12 protein-coding genes are annotated in these 17,685 nt (G+C 66.7%); 1 reads left to right on the top strand and 11 read right to left on the bottom strand.

The genetic code is table 11. The features are described from left to right. Nucleotides 1–94 precede the first annotated feature (94 nt). The 7 genes from RUU78_RS05415 to RUU78_RS05385 form a co-directional block, all read right to left on the bottom strand. The gene (locus tag RUU78_RS05415) at nucleotides 95–598 is read right to left on the bottom strand and encodes a hypothetical protein (RefSeq protein ID WP_313914457.1); all 504 of its coding nucleotides are present in this window, start codon (nucleotides 596–598) and stop codon (nucleotides 95–97) included. 237 nt (nucleotides 599–835) lie between these two features. Beyond that, on the bottom strand, nucleotides 836–1,468 hold the full coding sequence (locus RUU78_RS05410) for a hypothetical protein (protein ID WP_313914455.1): 633 nt from the start codon (nucleotides 1,466–1,468) through the stop codon (nucleotides 836–838). A gap of 233 nt (nucleotides 1,469–1,701) precedes the next feature. After that, nucleotides 1,702–2,037, bottom strand: a complete 336-nt coding sequence (locus RUU78_RS05405; protein ID WP_313914453.1) for a hypothetical protein — start codon at nucleotides 2,035–2,037, stop codon at nucleotides 1,702–1,704. A gap of 43 nt (nucleotides 2,038–2,080) precedes the next feature. Next, nucleotides 2,081–2,833: a hypothetical protein gene (locus RUU78_RS05400; RefSeq protein ID WP_313914451.1), complete on the bottom strand. Its 753-nt coding sequence runs from the start codon at nucleotides 2,831–2,833 to the stop codon at nucleotides 2,081–2,083. 139 nt (nucleotides 2,834–2,972) lie between these two features. Beyond that, nucleotides 2,973–4,256, bottom strand: a complete 1,284-nt coding sequence (locus tag RUU78_RS05395) for a trypsin-like serine protease (RefSeq protein ID WP_313914449.1) — start codon at nucleotides 4,254–4,256, stop codon at nucleotides 2,973–2,975. Nucleotides 4,257–4,610: 354 nt separating this feature from the next. Further along, entirely contained in the window at nucleotides 4,611–5,183 is a 573-nt protein-coding gene (locus RUU78_RS05390; protein ID WP_313914447.1) for a hypothetical protein, read from the bottom strand. 1 nt (nucleotide 5,184) lies between these two features. After that, entirely contained in the window at nucleotides 5,185–6,711 is a 1,527-nt protein-coding gene (locus RUU78_RS05385; RefSeq protein WP_313914445.1) for a phospholipid carrier-dependent glycosyltransferase, read from the bottom strand. Between the two features lie 634 nt (nucleotides 6,712–7,345). Here RUU78_RS05385 and RUU78_RS05380 point away from each other — a divergent pair. Further along, on the top strand, nucleotides 7,346–13,630 hold the full coding sequence (locus RUU78_RS05380) for a pectinesterase family protein (protein WP_313914443.1): 6,285 nt from the start codon (nucleotides 7,346–7,348) through the stop codon (nucleotides 13,628–13,630). A 151-nt stretch (nucleotides 13,631–13,781) separates the two neighbouring features. On the opposite strand, the gene RUU78_RS05375 is transcribed toward RUU78_RS05380, so the two are convergent. From RUU78_RS05375 to RUU78_RS05360, 4 genes are all read right to left on the bottom strand, one after another. Next, a complete protein-coding gene (locus tag RUU78_RS05375; RefSeq protein WP_313914442.1) occupies nucleotides 13,782–16,169 on the bottom strand; it encodes an excinuclease ABC subunit UvrA in 2,388 nt (795 codons plus the stop codon). Nucleotides 16,170–16,240: 71 nt separating this feature from the next. Then, nucleotides 16,241–16,468 carry a hypothetical protein gene (locus tag RUU78_RS05370; protein WP_313914440.1) on the bottom strand — a complete coding sequence of 76 codons (228 nt, stop codon included), beginning with the start codon at nucleotides 16,466–16,468 and terminating at the stop codon, nucleotides 16,241–16,243. 142 nt (nucleotides 16,469–16,610) lie between these two features. Then, a complete protein-coding gene (locus tag RUU78_RS05365; protein ID WP_313914438.1) occupies nucleotides 16,611–17,018 on the bottom strand; it encodes a VOC family protein in 408 nt (135 codons plus the stop codon). Nucleotides 17,019–17,055: 37 nt separating this feature from the next. Further along, nucleotides 17,056–17,505: an AraC family transcriptional regulator gene (locus RUU78_RS05360; RefSeq protein WP_313914436.1), complete on the bottom strand. Its 450-nt coding sequence runs from the start codon at nucleotides 17,503–17,505 to the stop codon at nucleotides 17,056–17,058. Nucleotides 17,506–17,685 lie beyond the last annotated feature (180 nt).

Below are 17,685 nucleotides of genomic sequence, written 5' to 3'. Positions count from 1 at the left end.
GCAAGCGCCGGCGAATCCGGTGCCGGCCGCATCGCGTTGCGGCTGCGGCGGTAGTATTGCCGCTACGCCGCGCCGGCATCGCAATGTCGCGTCGCTACGGTGCTCCTTCTTCGATCAGCTTGCCGTCGCGAAACAGGATCTGCCCCGGCCATTTCCTGCTCGGGCAGCACGCGCCGTCGTCGGGCGCATAGCCCATGTAGATGCCGGCGATGCGGCCGGCTTCGATGCGCTGCGGTACGAAAGAGATGCCTTGCGCCGTGCCGGTGCTGCCGTTCGCGCGCTCGGCGCGCAATACCTGCTTGCCGCTTGTATCGATGAACAGCGCCTGGTGCAGCGATGTGAAGTTACCGCCATCGGGATTCGGCATCGAGAACGCGACAAAGGTGTCCTGCTTGCCGTCGCCGTCGATGTCGCCGCGGATGGCCTCGCTGACATAGGGAACGACGGCTTCGCCGCTGTCGCCGGCAGCCGTCTTTTCGAGGTATTGGCGGATCTCCGGCGCGAGGTCCTTGATGCCGTCGGCGAGTTCGACCGCGGCCATGGCAGGCAGCGACAGGCACAGCGTGGCGATGAGGGCAGGGATGGCGAGACGTGGCATGGATCTTCTCCGTGATCAGCGCGGGCGGCGCAGTGTCCGCAGTGCGACGCGAACGCGAAGTGACCGCGGGCTGATTGCGCGGCAGAGGCCGTTACGGAGTGGCGCTTGCGATGGGCGTGCTCGACACCGTGCCTGCACTTTGGTGCGCGCCGTCGGGTTGCGCAGGCGGCCGCCATCGGCAGGCACTGTACGTGCGGCGAAACGCGCGGCATCGGACCGATGCCGCGCGCACCGGCATCACTCGTCGTCGGTCTGCGCCATGGCGAGAATGTCCGACACGACGGTCCAGTTGTTGTCGGCGCCCAGTGTTGCGGTCAGCGCGAAGACGTTAGGCGGGAACTCGACCTTCTGGGAGTTCACGGCATCGGCGTCGACCACGGCACTCTGCGTGATGTTGCCGAAGGCGAGGAAATACGTCGGTTGCGGCGTGAACTGATAGTTCATGTTGGGCTGCGCCTGCAGCACGAGGGTGGGCTTGCCCGCCATGCCGATGCCGACGGCCACGGCGTTGACCGGCAGCGTGTTGTCGGCCGTCACGGTCATCGTGTTCGGGCGGTTGCCGTCCCTCAGGTTGTGCAGGTAGAAGGTGCGATTGGCTGCGTCATAGGAAAAGTCGATCGCGTTGTTCGCGTTGGCGCCTGCAGGGACGACCTGTGAGACGTCCAGCACGACGCCCGGCGAGAGCTGGCTGGTACCGGCCCAGACGAAGCACAGGTCGGTGTCGTCCCAGGTGAAGCGCACCTGTGTGCCCGGATACGCGTACTTGGCCAGCCAGGCCACGACGTTGCCTTGCTCGCTCGCGTTCTGCAGCAGCGCGAGCGAGGTCGGCGAGGTGGAATTGTTGACGAGGGTTATCTGGCGCTGGGTCATGGGTTTCCCTTTTTGTCGTGGAGGTGTGGACAGTGGTGCACCGGGCCGCGGAGTATGGTCCGCCCGGCGAGACGTTCCCGAACGCTGCCGGAACGTGCGCCGCGTCCTACGCAAGCGGCGTATGGCGGCCGCGCGCATCATGCGGCGGGCGTCGGGTCGTGTGCCTGCGCGTATTCCCGCACATGCCGTGCCACGCGCGCGATGGCGCGCATGCGCCGCTTTGTACGCTCCGCTCAGTCTTCGCGTGCGTACTCGACGCCGTCGACCGTCATCGTCCAGCGGCCGTCGGTCCCGCGCTGCGGTCTGCGCGAGACGACGAAGGTCGTTGAAATCGGGCCGAGGCCGACGACGAAGTTGTCGCCGTCGAAGCGCTTCAGCGGCGCCTTGAGCGACTTCTGGAATCCGTTGCCGCGGCTCTGTACGAATTCGACGCGTCCCTGCGGCGTGATCAGCAGGCGCGTATCGGCCGTGCGCCAGAGGCCGGCGTAGTCCGCGCGCTCGGCCGGCAGCGGCGTGCTGCAGCCGGCCAGCGCGAGCAGCAGAAGCAACAGCAGCAAGGTTCGGGTCATGGCTGGTCTCCGCACGTGTGGTACTGAGAATGACGCGGCCGGCCTATTCCGGGCAGCGCCCATCGGCGAGGAACCCGCGCACGAGCGCGACGATCCGCGCCTTGAGCCAGTCGGGTCCGGCGTCGAGCATATCGTTGTGCCGCGCGTGGGCGATCGGCACGACGCATTGACCGGTGGCCATCTGCTCCGGCGTCGGCAACACGCCGGGATCCGCCGCGAAATCGCTGCCGCGCAACGACAGCAACTTGAGTCCCGGAGACCGCGGCAGCGGATGGCGCCGGTTGTCGAGCGTGATCAGCGTCGTGGCTAGCCCCGGCGTCTGTTGCAGTGCGAGCGCCGACAGGTCGCCGCCGTTGGAATGACCGATCAGCACGAGATGCGCCCAGTCGTAGCCGGGGAATTGCCGCGCGAGCGTTTCGCGCGCCAGCCGCAGCGTGTCTGCGCCGCGCTGCCACATCGGCAGGCGATCTGCGAACAGGTTACCGCTAGTGCCGGGCTTGGGATCATCCGGCAGCACGGGCTGCAGCGCGACGACGAGAAAGCCCGCGTCGGCGAGCGGTCCGGCGATGAAGCCGTAGGCGGTGTGTTCGGCACCGTAGCCGGGACTCAGCAGCGCGACGGGGCAGGGCGCCTGCGGGGTGCAGTGCGCGTGCGTGGAGGGCGTATAGATCGCGAGCGGGGTGCGCCGATGGTGCGCGTCGTCGACGAGCACCTGTACGCGCGGTGGCGAGGCGGCGCTGGCCGCAGTGGCAAGTGCGATCGATGCGGTCAGTGCGATGAAGCGACATGAATTCATGCGTGGGCGAAGGGCGAGCGGGCGACCGCGGCATTCTGCGGCCGACCATCGTTGGCGACAACGTCCCATCCGCCCAAAAGGCGAAGCCGGGCGACAGGCGCCCGGCTTGCGGTTCAGCAATGATTGGTGCGTTGAGCGCTTACGGCATGGCGGATTTGAAGTAGCTGATCGCGTCGAGCACGTCCGGGGTCAGGCGGCGGATGCCGTTGGGATAGTCGTCCGCGGCGGTGCAAGTGGTGCAGCTCTGCGTGCTGACCACGCCGACGACGACGTTGTTGGCACCGGACCAGCGGTTCGTGTAGATGGCCGAGCCCGAGTGGCCGCCGGACAGGTCGCAGTTGGTCGTGAAGCGCGACTTCCAGCCGTCGGTGCCGGTGCTGTAGAAGCCACCGATGTTGCACGGCTTGGGATCCTGGTAGGCCCAGCCCTGCTTGCAGGTTTCATAGCGCACCGGTGCATTGGACAGGCCGCAGGCCGGATAGCCGCGGTTGAAGCAGGTGCCGTTGCTGAAGGCATTCGCGTCGCAATGGTCGCGCAGACTGTCTTCGCTGATCGCGACGTAGCCGAGCCAGCCGGTTTCATTGCCCGGTGCGGTTTCGAGCACCATGATTGCGTAGTCGTAGGTCCAGTCGGTGTCGCTGTCGCGGAAGGCTTCGGGCGTGAAGTACCAGGTCGCGTCGTGCGCGCCGTAGGGCTGGCAGGCGTCGCCGCTGCAGGTGCCTTCGCGACCCGGACGGAAGCGCGTGCCGGCGATCGAGATCCACTCGTCGTCCTTGCGGTCGTACAGGCAGTGCGCTGCGGTCAGCACATGCCGGCGGCCGACCAGCGTGCCGGAGCAGCCGGATTTCTCGCCGCCGCCGAGCTGGCCGAAGGCGCGATTCGGAAACGCGGTGTTGTCGTAGCGACGCGTCCGTGTGTCATCGCCGTCGCTCCAGCCCTTGAGGCCTTCGCCAATCGCGTCGGCGAGCACATCGGCGGCACCCTTCGTATCGCCCTTGGTGTCGCCCGAGGCGACGCCCGACTGCAGCGCCAGGCGATGCAGTTCGTGCGCCAGTTCGCGCGGCATCTCGACGCGGTACTTCGCGCCGGTCTTCGCGTTGACTGCGGTCCAGTACTGGTCGCCGGTCGATACCGTCTTGTCGTCGCTACTGCTCTTCGCGTCACCGTTGCTGCTGGCGGCACGTTCGCCCCAGGCGGCTTCGGCAGACTGGGTGTCGGTGTCGGCGAAGCGCGCGGTGCCGTCGCGGCGCCAGATTTCCTGCGTGAATCCCTTCGCGCCCGGCAGCCCCGCCGTGACGTCGACGACGAGGTCGGAACCGAGCTGAGACGCGTCCGTCGTGCGGCCGCCGGCGGCGAACGCGCCGTCGACGCACCCCATGCCCAGCATCAGCAGCAGCGCTGCGCGAATCGAATTGAATTTCATGATCCTCTCTCCCTTGGGTTGATAAGTGCCGGCTGTTCCGGCGGTGTCGAGGACACATACGCAGAAGCGCAGCGGAGGGATCACGGGGTGCAAAGCGGTGCGGCGCGAGGTCGCGTTGGGCGCACGCACGGCATCGGGATGCCAGGGTGAGCCGTGCACCGTGGAATGCCTGCCGCCCGACTCCCGTCATGCCATGCCCGGTGTTTACATGGGAACTATGTTGCAAATGGCCATGCGAGCCTGCGAATCACCTGCTTGCATGCGACTCGCCGCGCACGGCGCGCGTTCCCGCTCGAAGCTGACGCGCCCCGATGCGGGCGCGTTGTTGCCCTGGGCGGATACGCCGCAACCCGTTTACTGCCGCGTTTCCGGTTCGAAGTGGAAATGCGCGGAATTCTCGCCGAACCAGAAATTCGCGCTCTGGTCCTGCCGTCCGTAGCGCACCGTCAGGCCGGACGGGCCGGAACCCTGGAAGTAGTCGAGCGCGAACTCGTGCGTTCCAGCGGCGAGGCGGATGCCGCAGGTCTGCACCGACAGCGCGCGTGGCCGGGGATCCGCACACAGCGGGCGGTTGTCGATGCGCAGCGAGAAACCGTCGTCGCTGCCGACGAGAAACCGATAGTCGCCTTCCGCAAGCACGCTGAAGTGTTTGCGTACGCCGAGAAACAGGTTCTCCGGATAGCCGATGTCGCCGAGTTCGGCGTGGCGCAGGCGTCCGCCGTGCGAGAGGTCGAGACGATCGACGAACAGCTCGCGTGATTCGACGATCGTGCGCTTCTGGTCGAGATGGCCGATCGGGCTCGCGTTGCGTTCCAGTGTCAATCGCAGCACCGGCGTGATGCGCACGGGCCACATGGTGTGCGCGAGCAAGCCACCGACGATCAGCAGCAGTACGCTCGCCACCGTGTCTTTGCGCGCCAGTTCCATGTCAGCGCACCGGTTCCAGGCGCCAGACATCGAACCACATGCGCTGCTCCATCTGCGAGGTGCTCAGCGGCCAGCCATAGGTCAGCGGGGCGAACCAGGCGAAGCCTGCCGCGACAAGCAGCAGGAGCAGCAGCAGGTTGATGCGCGGATGCCAGCGTCCCGCCGCGAGGCCGTCGCCGAACAGGTAGTTCCACAGTACGGCCAGGTTTGCGATGCCGAACATCAGCGGCAGCAGGTAGTGATAGAGGTACATGACGCGTCCGATCTGCAGGATCGCCGCGAAGTAGGCCAGATACAGGCACGTGAACAGCACCAGCCAGTGATAGTCGCGCGGACGCGTTACGGCGTGCCCGAACACCACATGCCCGACCATCAGCGTGAACGACAGCACGATCCCGCCGAGCACGGCGAGCCACACCAGTGGATTGGACACGAGGTAGGTGTACTCGACATGGCTCACGCCTTTGACGATCTCGCGGTTCCAGCGGTAGTTGATGGTCTTGCCGCCGAGCGGCCACTGCGTGGCATGGCTGCCGTTCTCGCCGGGCTTGCACACGTCCAGGCGCGGCACGCCGTCGGAATATTCGGCCATGTAGCGCAGGTGATCGCGCAGCCCGGCGCGGAATCCGGAAGCGGTCCAGGTCGTATGCTCGCGCAGATGCTGCAGGTACTCCGCGGACGCCTTGTAGGTGCGTCCGGGAATGACCTCGGTCGACGTGGCGATGAAGACGTAGAAGCTGCCGAAGAAGACGATCAGCAGCGGCAGACCGAATGCCGGTACGGCTGCGGACAGGCGCTTTGCCACGCCCCGCCAGCGTGATTCGCGCAGCGCCGGCCACTGTTCGGCCACGAACAGCGCCACCGGCAACAGCAGCAGCACGGCGCCATTGAGCTTCACCGCGATCGTCAGGCCGACCAGCGTGCCCAGCCCGATGTAATGACGCAGTCGCACGCGGCCGCCGCTGCGCAGGGCGAAAGCCAGCAGACAGATCGCACCCAGCGCGAAGGCCAGCTGGATGCCTTCGAGCATCGCCGAGCGCGCATGCACGACCAGCGCGTTGTCGAGCGCCGGCAGTGCGGCAAACACGAAACCGAGCAGTCGTCTCCCCGTGATCAGGACCAGGGTGGCGTAGAGCAGCATCACCGCCGCGATCATCGACACGACGGAAGCCAGTCGCACGCCGGCAAAGGAATAGCCTGGCGGCAGCTGTGCCTGTTCTACGCGATCGGCGCGCAGCAGCGCGCTCGTGTCGAGTTCCGCGTTGCGCGCCAACGTGGCCTCGCCCAGCGCGATCAGCATCTTTCCGAGTGGCGGATGCGATTCCATGTACATCACGCCGGCAATGTGTTTCTGCGCTGAGGTGACGTGGTAGTTCTCGTCCCAGAACAGCGAAGTCGGCACCCAGTAGCGCGTGCCGATGCTGAGGATGGACAGGCCAAGCAGCACCAGCGGTGCGATCCATCGCAGTGCGCGCGTTTCCGCTGCCGATCGTGATGGATCCGCCGTGCTGCCGCTGGCTGCCGTCATGCTTCCCCCGAAGGTCCTGGGCCCGCTCGGCGCTTTGTCGTGTGCACTTGCGTGGACAACGCGGCGGGTTTTTCCACTTCGCTGCAGTGCAGATTGACACCGGTGCCAGAAGTCGTCAACGTCGCCGCCGCCACGGATTCCGCGCGTCGGGATCCCGGGTTTCGTGCAGTCTGGGAGGGCTGACATGATCCGATCAAGATTCCAGCGAAACTGCATGGGATACGGCAGAACTGCTGCAAGCGGCAATGTCGCTTCCGGTGTTCGTGCGGTTGCGAAACATCTGCGCTCGTCCACATCGTCGCCACTGCGGCCAGTCGCTTCGCCGGCCTCGCCGCGAAAAAGTCTGTCGAAAAATGATACCGGTGTCATCGCGCTTCCGGCGCGACACCGATGGCGATGTCGCTGAGACGTAGAGGCCTCTGACCGAACCTGCCTCCCGGCGAATTCTTCCCGCGTGCATCCGCGCGCCACGCGCGGAGCTACGCGGTGCTGGCGTGCGCCGTGGCGGCACGCGGCAAACCGATGAAAGGCCGGACCTGCGTCTCTGCGATTCAGTGATCCATTCGTCACATCGTCCGAAGGTCGCTCGCCGTGGTGACCACCTCCTGTCACTCACTCTTGTCCGGGGACCTCCATGATGGTTGTGAACACACTGCGACGCGCCGCCCGTGCGGCAGCACTGTCGATCGCCCTGCTGTTCGCCGCTGCGCCTGCTGTCGTCGGCGCGCAGGCGAATGTGCCGTTTGCGGAAAACTTCGATGCGGCCACGACCGCGACCTTCCTCACCGCGGGCTATCGCGCGTTGCCGGGCGATCCGGCGAAACCGATGTATTTCGCGACCGGCGGCGGCAGCAACATCACGATCACGCCGGACGGGCAGCTCAGCCTGACCAACGGCCGCTTCACGATCGGAAACACCGATACCGCCGTCACGTCGACCGCGGCGATCGCGCCGCCGGGGATCTTCGACCTCAGCCAGCAATACACCGTGTCGTTCTGCGTCGTATCGGCTTCCGGCGCGGGAAATTTCCAGATCTACGTCAACAACAACACGACCGGCGCGGCCAATTCGCCGCTCGGCAATGCCTCGCGCATCGCGAATCTCGCGGTCACCGGCCTGACGCCGGCGACCGTGTATTCGGTGACTTCGACCGCCGGCTCGCCGACCGCATTCCTGCAGTTGCGGGCCGAGAGCAGCGCGCTGGTCGTACTCGACGACCTGCGCATCGACTATGGCGCGAATAGCAGCGCGACCTGTCCGCCGCCAGGCGAGGCACAACTCACCCTCGATCCGGCCGACACGAGCTGGACCGCACCCGCCGGAAGCGCCGGGCGCGTCGTGACCGTGACGGCGGTGACTGCCGCCGGTACCGCGGACACGTTCAGTGTGGTGTCGAGCAACCCGGCCGCAGTCGGCGTGGTTGCCAAAGGCAATGCCGTGACGCTGAGCCCGATCGCCGCGGGCACCTCCACGATCACCTTCACGAGCGGGTCGGACGCGTCGGTGCAGAAGACCATTGCGGTCACCGTCCTCGCCGAATCGACGACGGTCTACGATCTCAGTGGTGTGGTTTCGCCCGCCGCGCTGTCCACCGGCGTGCATGCGGACACTCGCCTGCGCCTGCAGTTCGATGCGCCGCCAGCCCTGGGCAGCGCCGGCAGCGTGCGCATCCATCGCGTCAGCGACGGTGCGCTCGTCGACACGATTCCGCTGAGCGGCGATGTGGACGCGCTGGGTCATCCGGGGCAGGACCGCGTGCGCGTGGTGCGGCGCGAGTCGATCAGCGTGGCGGGCAGCGTGGTGACGATCGCGCCGCACAGCCATGCGCTGGCCTACGACACCGAATATCGCGTGCTCATCGACAACGGCGTGATCACCGGCGCGACGCTGCACGGCACGGCGTTCGACGGCATCGGCGCGAACGCCGGCTGGCACTTCACCACGCGCAGCGCGCCTGCGGTTTCGGCGAACCTCATGGTCGATGACGACGGACTCGCCGATTTCCGTACGGTGCAGGCCGCCATTGATTTCGCGGTGCAACAGTTTCCGGGCAACACGCCGGTGGATATCCATATCGGCAACGGCAACTACCGCGAGCTGCTCTATCTGCGCGGCAAGCCCCGTCTGTCGCTGATCGGCGAGACCCGCGACGGCGTAGTGCTGAACTATCGCAACTCCGAGGCGATCAACGCGGGCACCGGCACGAGCCGCGCGCCGGGCCCGGGCGCGGCCAACGGCGGGCGCAGCGTCTTCCTGATCGAGAACGCCGACCTGCTGACGCTGGAAAACCTCACCCTGCGCAACACCACGCTACGTTCCGCCGCGGCGAGCCAGGCCGAGACGTTGTACTTCAACGGCGACGGCACGCAGCGCCTGATCGCGAAATACGTGCGCTTCCAGAGCGAGCAGGACACGCTGCAGCTGAAGTCCTATGCCTGGATCTATCGCAGTCTCGTCGAAGGCAACGTCGATTTCATCTGGGGCGCCAACCGGGTCAGCCTGTTCGAGGAAAGTGAGATCCGCTCGGTCGGCGATACGCAGAACCCGGGGCAGGGTGGCTATGTGCTGCAGGCGCGCAGCGTCGCCGCCGGCGACAAGGGTTTCGTGTTCCTCAACAGCGCGCTGACGCACGGACCGGGACCCGGTCCGCTCGCGGGCGACGTGCCGGCGGGGACCACGTACCTGGCACGCAGCGGCGGCAGCGCCGCGTATTTCGATAACGTGGTCTTCATCAACACGCGCATGGACGCGCATGTCGCGAGCCTCGGCTGGGCTGCGGCTGGTGTGAACGGACAGCCCGCTTCGAATCCCGCCGTGCCGACCGCGACCAGCGGCTGGCGCGAATACGGCAGCACCGATCTTTCCGGCACACCGCTCGACCTGTCCGGCCGCGTCGGTGGCTACACGTTGCAGCCGGCCGAGGTCGCTGCCGAGTTCTCCACTCGTGCACAGATATTCTCGGCGTACGGCGGCGGTGCCGGCTGGGATCCGCTCGGCGATGGCGCGCCCGCCGACCGTCTGTTCGCCGCCGGATTCGATCCGGCGGCCGGACCGGACAGCAACCTGCCATTGACCGAGAACTTCGCCGACGCGACCGTCGGCGCGGGCAGCGGCGGCAGCATCAGCAGCTTCTGGTCGGCGGCCTATCGTGCACTACCGGGCCAGCCCGGCGTGTCGATGTACACGATGGCCGGCGGCGGCAGCGGCCTGCTCGTCACGCCGGAAAAGACCCTGTCGCTGACCGGCGCGCGCTTCACGATCGGCAACACCATACCGACCCAGGCCAGCGACGCGACCACCGCGCCGCCCGGCGTGTTCGGCCTCGACCAGCCGTATACCGTCTCGTTCTGCGTGATGTCGCGTTCCGCCACCGGCTTCTTCTACGTCTACATCGACAACAACACCACATCCTCGGCGAACTCGCCGCTCGGCGCGGCGTCGCGGCTCGGCGAATTCGCGGTCGCGGACATGGTGCCCGGCACGGTGTTCTCGGTGACCGGCAACGTAGGAACGGCGGCGTCGTTCCTGCAACTGCGCACGAACAGCGGCACGACGCTGGTGATGGACAACCTGCGCATCGACCGCGGCACGGTTGCCGGCGCCACCTGCAAGGGGGCCGGCAGCTCCAGCTCCAGCAGCTCGTCCAGTTCCTCGAGTTCCAGCAGCTCAAGTTCCTCCAGCAGCAGTTCGTCGAGCAGTTCCAGCTCGTCGTCGAGCAGCACGCCCGGCACGCTGACCTGCGAGGTCGCCAACACCGTGCCCGGCTTCGCATCGCTGGGTACAGGAACCACGGGCGGTGCCGGTGGACGCGTGGTCACCGTGACGACGGGCGAGCAGCTCGTGACCGAACTCGCCAATCAGGTCGGCAATCCGCAACCGCTGACGATCTTCATCGGCGGCATCATCACCCCGGCCAACAGCGGCAGCGTGAGCAAGTTCGACGTCAAGGACATGGACAACGTGTCCCTCATCGGCCTGCCCGGTTCGCTGTTCGACGGCATCGGCATCAAGATCTGGCGCGCGAACAATGTCATCGTGCGTAATGTGACGATGCGCTACGTCAACATCGGCGACAAGGACCACATCAGCATCGACGGGCCTGCGTCCAATATCTGGATCGACCACAACGAGCTGTACAACTCGCTGGCGGTGGACCAGGACTTCTACGACGAACTGGTCAGCGGCAAGGGCAGCATCGACAACATCACCGTCTCGTACAACTACCTGCACGACAGCTGGAAGACCTCGCTGTGGGGCTCCAGCGACAGCGACAGTTTCAACCGCCACATCAGCTTCGTCGGCAACCGTTGGGACAACGTCATGTCGCGTCTGCCGCTGTTCCGCTACGGCGAAGCCCATGTGCTCAACAACTACTACCACAACGTCCAGCGCACGGCTGTCAATTCGCGCATGGGCGCGAAGATCCGCATCGACAGCTCGCACTTCGATGATTCCACCAACGTGGTGATCTCGCAGGACAGCAGCCAGATCGGCTTCTGGGACACGAACGGCGACAACGTTTTCCAGAATGTCACCTGGACCGAGCTGCCCACGCCGAACTGCACGAGCAATCCCTGCGCCTGGGGCAATACGCCGGGCACGGTGCAGAACGGCGGCCAGATCGCCTCGACGGTCAGCTACACGCCGCCGTATGCCTACTCGACCGTGCCGGGTGCCGAGGTGCGCGCGCATGTGATCGCCAATGCCGGTACCGGCAAGATCGACGCGTGCCTGCCGCAGCCGGGCGGCAGTTCGTCGAGTTCGAGCAGCTCGAGCAGTTCATCGAGTAGCTCATCGAGCTCCAGCAGCTCGTCCAGCTCCAGCAGTTCGTCGAGTAGTTCCAGCAGCTCGTCCAGCTCCAGCAGTTCCGCCGGCGCGGTCATTCCGTTCGCCGAGGATTTCGATGCAGCGACGACGGCGACCTTCCGCACCGCGGCCTACCGCTCCCTGCCGGGCCAGCCGGCGGTCGAGATGTATTACGCGCTCGGCGGTGGCAGCAACATCACGATCGCCGACGGCAGCCTGGGCCTGGCCGGCGCGCGCTTCTCGATCGGCAGCACTCAGCCCGGCGTGCAGTCCACGACCACGACCTCGCCGCCCGGCATCTTCGACCTGGGCCAGCAGTACACCGTGTCGTTCTGCGTGCGCGCGGCCTCGGGCAGCGGCAGTCTGCAGCTCATGGTGGACAACACCACGACGAGCGGCGCGACCTCACCGCTGGGTTCCGCATCGCGCATCTACACCAAGGCGGTGAGCGCTCTGGTGGCCGGCAGCGTCGAGTCGGTGACCTCGACCGTCGGCACCGCGGCCTCGTACTTCCATCTGCGCACGGAGAGCAGCGCGAACGTGACGCTCGACAATCTGCGCGTGGACTACGGCGCCACCGGCAGCGCCACCTGCGCCGGCGGCGGTTCGTCGTCGAGTTCCAGCTCGTCCAGCTCCAGTTCGTCGAGTTCCAGCAGTTCGTCCAGCTCCAGCTCGTCGAGTTCGAGTTCCTCGAGCAGCTCCAGCTCATCGAGCGGCAATCCGATCGATGCGGCACTGCTGCCGGTCGGCAACGTGCTGCCGCCGGCGATGGGCGTGCGCACCTATGCGGCGCCGACGACGAACCTGTCCTTCGTCGCCACGCCGCCTACGCCCGTGCACGTGAACCACTATCAGAACCTGCCGAGCGATCCGACCGCCGGCGTGCTCAGTTTCGAGCGCGACACGGCGCCGGCGAACGGCTGGCATGCCTGGTCGGAATACGGCGCCGTCGTCGTCACCGGCGGCTCGGCCGCCGCGGCGAATCGCGTCTATACCGTGTTCACCAAGGAACAGCTGATCGCCGCACTGCAGGAGGCCGGCAACCAGCCCAAGATCATCCGCGTCGTCGGCGTGATCGACTTCCGCTTCACCAACGGCGTGTACCAGGAATACACCAGCTTCGCCGACCAGCATCAGGGCGGCACGGTCGTGATTCCCTCCAACACCACGCTGGTCGGCATCAACGGTGCCGACGGTTCGCCGGCGCGCTTTGCCGGCACGCAGATCGCGATCGGCCGCGAATTCTCGCCGCCGCACGCGAACTCGCCCGCGGCACCCGAGCCCAAGTCCAACTATGAAGCCTGGATCAGTCATGGCGGACTGGCCGAGGAATACCCGGGCTGGACGCGCAACGTGATCGTGCGCAACCTGCAGATCGAGAATCCCTGGGACGTGAACCCGGGCTCGGCCGATTCGGAGTTCGATGGCATCGTCGTGTCGTGGGCGCAGCAGGTCTGGGTCGATCACGTCAGCGTCGGACCCGGCCAGTACAACGGCACCTACACCGCGACACGGCGCGACGGTTCGCTCGACATCGTGCGCGCGTCGAACTACGTCACCGTGGCCAACAGCCGCTTCGAGACCAGCGACAAGACCAACCTGATCGGCAACGGCGACAGCGGCCGCGCCTGGAGCGACCAGGGCCGGCTCAAGGTGACCATGACCGGCAACCACTGGTACTTCAACCAGTCGCGCATGCCACGGGTTCGTTATGGAAAAGTGCACCTTTACAACAATTTCTACCAGGGCAGCACCGCTTCGGTGCCCAATCAGAAATGGGGCAGCGGCATGGCCGTGGGTACGCTGGGCGACATACTCGCGCAGGGCAATTTCTTCCACGTGCTCGGCGTGAAGATCAATTCGAGCAACGAGATCTGCGGCAAGCTCGTGATGAACCATGGCGGCGGCAGCGGCTTCCGCGGCGAAAACCTGTGGTTCCAGAGCGATCATGCCTCGGCGCTCACACCGCAGCTCGTCGACGCTTACCTCGCCGGCTGCGACGGCTTGCCGCTCGGCAACTGGCAGCCGCCCTACGCGTACACGCTGAGTTCCGATCCGCCATTGCTCGGCAGTGGCATTCCGGCCACGGCGGGGGCAGGCAAGCTGCCCTGAGATAGCGAAAGGTTTCCCGCCGCGCGCGCCAGGGATGGCGCGCACGTTTTCACGGCGTGCTCAGCGCCATTGCTGTCTCCGACGAATGCGCAACGGCCGGGTCCGCGCATCGACGACGCGTCAGTCGTTCCCGCAGGCGTCACACGGCACACTACTGACCCAGATAAGCCGCCAGGTGCTTGCCGGTCAGCGTCGAATGCGCCTTGACGAGATCGGCCGGCGTGCCTTCGAAGACCACGCGGCCGCCGTCGTGGCCGGCGCCGGGACCGAGGTCGATGATCCAGTCCGCATGGACCATGACGGCCTGGTGGTGCTCGATGACGATGACCGACTTGCCCGCGTCGACGAGCCGGTCGAGCAGGCCGAGCAGCTGGGCGACGTCGGCGAGGTGCAGGCCCGTCGTCGGTTCGTCGAGTACGTAGACGCCGCCTTTCCCGGCCATCTGGGTGGCGAGCTTGAGCCGCTGCCGCTCGCCGCCGGACAGCGTCGTGAGCGGCTGGCCGAGGCTGAGGTAGCCCAGGCCCACGTCCGCGAGCCGCGCAAGGATCGCGTGCGCGGCGGTCGTCCTGGCCTCGCCGTCGGCGAAGAACGCGGTTGCCTCGGTCACCGGCATGGCGAGCACCTCGCTGATGTTGCGGCCGCCGAGCCGGTACTCCAGCACCGAGGCGTGGAAGCGCTTGCCCTCGCAGTCCTCGCAGGTCGTGGCGACGCCGGCCATCAGCGCCAGATCGGTGTAGATCACGCCCGCGCCGTTGCAGGTCGGGCAGGCGCCGTCGGAGTTGGCGCTGAACAGCGCCGGCTTCACGCCGTTGGCCTTCGCGAATGCGTTGCGGATCGGGTCGAGCAGGCCGGTATACGTGGCCGGACTGCTGCGCCGCGAGCCGCGGATCGCCGTCTGGTCGATCGACACCACCGCCGCGCCCGCGGGGATGGAACCGTGTACGAGTGAACTTTTTCCGGAACCGGCCACGCCGGTGACGGCGACGAGCACGCCGAGCGGAATGTCGACGTCGATTTTGCGCAGGTTGTTCGCGGTCGCGCCGCGGATCTTCAGCGTGTCGGCGGGCTTGCGCACAGCGGTCTTCAGCGCGGCCCGGTCGTCGAAATGCCGCCCGGTGACGGTGCCGCTGCCGCGCAGCCCGTCGACGCTTCCTTCATAGCAGATCGTGCCGCCGGCCGTGCCCGCGCCCGGACCGAGGTCGACGACATGGTCGGCGATCACGATCGTCTCGGGCTTGTGCTCCACCACCAGTACCGTGTTGCCCTTGTCGCGCAGACGCAGCAGCAGCTCGTTCATGCGTTGGATGTCGTGCGGGTGCAGGCCGATGGTGGGCTCGTCGAAGACATACGTGACGTCGGTGAGCGAGGAGCCGAGATGGCGGATCATCTTGACGCGCTGCGCCTCGCCGCCCGACAGCGTGCCGGCCGGCCGCGACAGCGAGAGATAGCCCAGCCCGATCTCCACGAACGAATCGAGCGACTGCGCGAGCTTGCTCAGCAGCGGCGCCACCGAGGGCGCGTCGAGGCCGCGCACCCACGCGGCCAGATCGCTGATCTGCATCGCGCAAGCGTCGGCGATGTTGATCTTCCCGATCTTCGACGACCGTGCCGCTTCGCTCAGGCGCGTGCCGTCGCAGTCGGGACAGGTGGAAAAAGTCACCGCCCGCTCGACGAACGCGCGGATATGCGGCTGCATCGCGTCGACGTCCTTGGCCAGGAACGACTTCTGCACGCGCGGGATCAGACCCTCGTAGGTGAGGTTGATGCCGTCGACCTTGATCTTGGTCGGCTCTTTGTGCAGCAGGTCGTGCAGCTCCTTCTTCGTGAATTTGCGGATCGGCTTGTCCGGGTCGAGGAAACCGCAGCCGTTGAATATGCGGCCGTACCAGCCTTCGGTACTGAAGCCGGGGATGGTCAACGCGCCTTCGTTGAGCGACTTGCTGTCGTCGTAGAACGCGGTCAGGTCGAAGTCCGTCACCGCGCCGCGGCCTTCGCAGCGCGGACACATGCCGCCGGTGCGGGTGAAGCTCTGCTTCACCGTCTTGCCGCCGCCGCGCTCGACCGTGATCGCGCCGCTGGCGCGGACCGACGGAACGTTGAAGGCGAAGGCGCTCGGCGGCCCGATCTGCGGCTTGCCGAGGCGGCTGAAGACGATGCGCAGCATCGCGTTGGCGTCGGTGGCGGTGCCGACCGTGGAGCGTGGATCGGCGCCCATGCGTTCCTGGTCGACGATGATCGCCGTCGTCAGGCCATCGAGCACATCGACCTCGGGCCGCGCCAGCGTCGGCATGAAGCCCTGCACGAACGCGCTGTAGGTCTCGTTGATCAGCCGCTGCGATTCCGCGGCAATGGTGCCGAACACCAGCGAGCTCTTGCCCGAGCCGGAAACGCCGGTGAACACGGTCAGCCGGCGCTTCGGGATCTCGACGCTGACGTCCTTGAGGTTGTTCACGCGCGCGCCCTGGACGCGGATCAGATCATGGCGGTCGGCGACGCGCGGTGCGGACGTCGGTGGGTCCTTCTTCGGGGCCTTGCTCATCGTGTCTCCCGGGTTGTGGCGCTGCAGCCGGCGCGACCTGCGCCCGCGGATGCGATTCACGTCATGCCGCGTCAGTGTCCGCTGGCGGCGTCTCGTCCCTTGCCGAAATACGGCAGCGCGAACAGATACAGCCCGGTCAGCGCGAGCAGCGCGAGCGGCAGCAGCGGCAGCAGCGGCAGGTAGGACACCCAGGCGACGGGTTCCTCCTGCGCCAGCGCGACGGACGTGACGATGACGCTCAGCGTAAAGGCAATGGCCACCCAGCGGTGGAATTGCCGAATCCAGTGATTCGTGTTCACGGCATTCTCCGGTCGGAAGGCGCGCCGCCGTACAGCGGAAGCGCGGGTCGTTGCGGTGGCGACTCGGCGACGCGCGCCGAGGTGCGCGCACATCGTTCACGCCGCCATCGATGCGGCGCCGGCCCGCGGGGCCGGCCCCGCGTCATTCCTCGTTGATGCGGACGTGGTTGCCCGCAGGATCACGGAAGGCGCAGTCGCGCACGCCGTAGGGCTGCTTCGTCGGTTCCTGGATGACTTCGGCGCCGGTGGCCTGGATCCGCTCGAAGGTGCGGTCGAGATCCTTGCTGGCCAGGATGATCATGCCGTACGTGCCCTTGGCCATCATCTCGGCGATGGTGCGGCGCTCGTCGTCGGTGATGCCGGGATTGGCCGTCGGTGGCTGCAGGACGATGGACGTGTCGGGTTGCCCAGGCGGACCCACCGTGATCCAGCGCAGGCCGCCGTAGGCGACGTCCTTGCGCACCTCGAAGCCGAGGACATCGCGATAGAACGCCAGCGCGGCCTCCGGATCATCGTGCGGCAGGAAAGTCGAGTGAATGCGGATGCCCATGGGGTTGGTCCTGATCAAGTGGAGAAGTCCACGGCGATCAGTCTAGTGGCGGCTCGCCGCTGGTTGCTTCTCGATTCCTGATCGGTCGCGTGACCTGTTTCTCCACGCACGGCGGAATCCCGGCGGTTTCGTCCGCGCGGTCACGCCGATACGCGCTCGGCGACACGCCGACCAGTTCGGTGAAGCGCGTGCTGAACGTGCCCAGCGACGAACAGCCGACCCCGAAGCAGACCTCGGTGACGCTGAGGTCGCCGCAACGCAGCAGCGCCATCGCGCGCTCGATGCGTCGCGTCATCAGGTAGGAATACGGCGATTCGCCGTAGGCGAGGCGGAACTGGCGGCTCAGATGCCCGGCCGACATGGCCACGCCGCGGGCCAGCGCCTCGACGTCGAGCGGCTGCGCATATTCGCGGTCGATCCGGTCGCGCACGCGGCGCAGGCGGGCGAGGTCGCGCTGGGTCTGCGCCGGCGTTGGTTTGCTGGTCATCGGCACGATCGTGCCATCTCACGTTGGCGGCGCTCAAGCCTGTCAGTGTCGTTGCGATGATCTACACCTGATCCTCACAAATCCGCCAAACGCTGCGCGTTTGGCCGCCCGGCCCGTTGGGCGTGCAGAGTGATCAGAACCTGCGGTTCTGAGCGATCACTCTTCGTCCGGCCCGTTGGG

Origin of the sequence: Tahibacter sp. (assembly GCF_032229445.1) — a bacterium.
Classification (GTDB): Bacteria; Pseudomonadota; Gammaproteobacteria; order Xanthomonadales; family Rhodanobacteraceae; genus Tahibacter.
The sequence above is the reverse complement of the archived record's forward strand: the minus strand, read 5'-3'. Positions and strand labels throughout refer to the sequence as shown.

Coding starts and splice junctions, on each gene's coding strand:
- RUU78_RS05415 (WP_313914457.1), bottom strand. CDS start 598: ATGCCACGTCTCGCCATCCCTGCCCTCATCGCCACGCTGTGCCTGTCG.
- RUU78_RS05410 (WP_313914455.1), bottom strand. CDS start 1,468: ATGACCCAGCGCCAGATAACCCTCGTCAACAATTCCACCTCGCCGACC.
- RUU78_RS05405 (WP_313914453.1), bottom strand. CDS start 2,037: ATGACCCGAACCTTGCTGCTGTTGCTTCTGCTGCTCGCGCTGGCCGGC.
- RUU78_RS05400 (WP_313914451.1), bottom strand. CDS start 2,833: ATGAATTCATGTCGCTTCATCGCACTGACCGCATCGATCGCACTTGCC.
- RUU78_RS05395 (WP_313914449.1), bottom strand. CDS start 4,256: ATGAAATTCAATTCGATTCGCGCAGCGCTGCTGCTGATGCTGGGCATG.
- RUU78_RS05390 (WP_313914447.1), bottom strand. CDS start 5,183: ATGGAACTGGCGCGCAAAGACACGGTGGCGAGCGTACTGCTGCTGATC.
- RUU78_RS05385 (WP_313914445.1), bottom strand. CDS start 6,711: ATGACGGCAGCCAGCGGCAGCACGGCGGATCCATCACGATCGGCAGCG.
- RUU78_RS05380 (WP_313914443.1), top strand. CDS start 7,346: ATGATGGTTGTGAACACACTGCGACGCGCCGCCCGTGCGGCAGCACTG.
- RUU78_RS05375 (WP_313914442.1), bottom strand. CDS start 16,169: ATGAGCAAGGCCCCGAAGAAGGACCCACCGACGTCCGCACCGCGCGTC.
- RUU78_RS05365 (WP_313914438.1), bottom strand. CDS start 17,018: ATGGGCATCCGCATTCACTCGACTTTCCTGCCGCACGATGATCCGGAG.
- RUU78_RS05360 (WP_313914436.1), bottom strand. CDS start 17,505: ATGACCAGCAAACCAACGCCGGCGCAGACCCAGCGCGACCTCGCCCGC.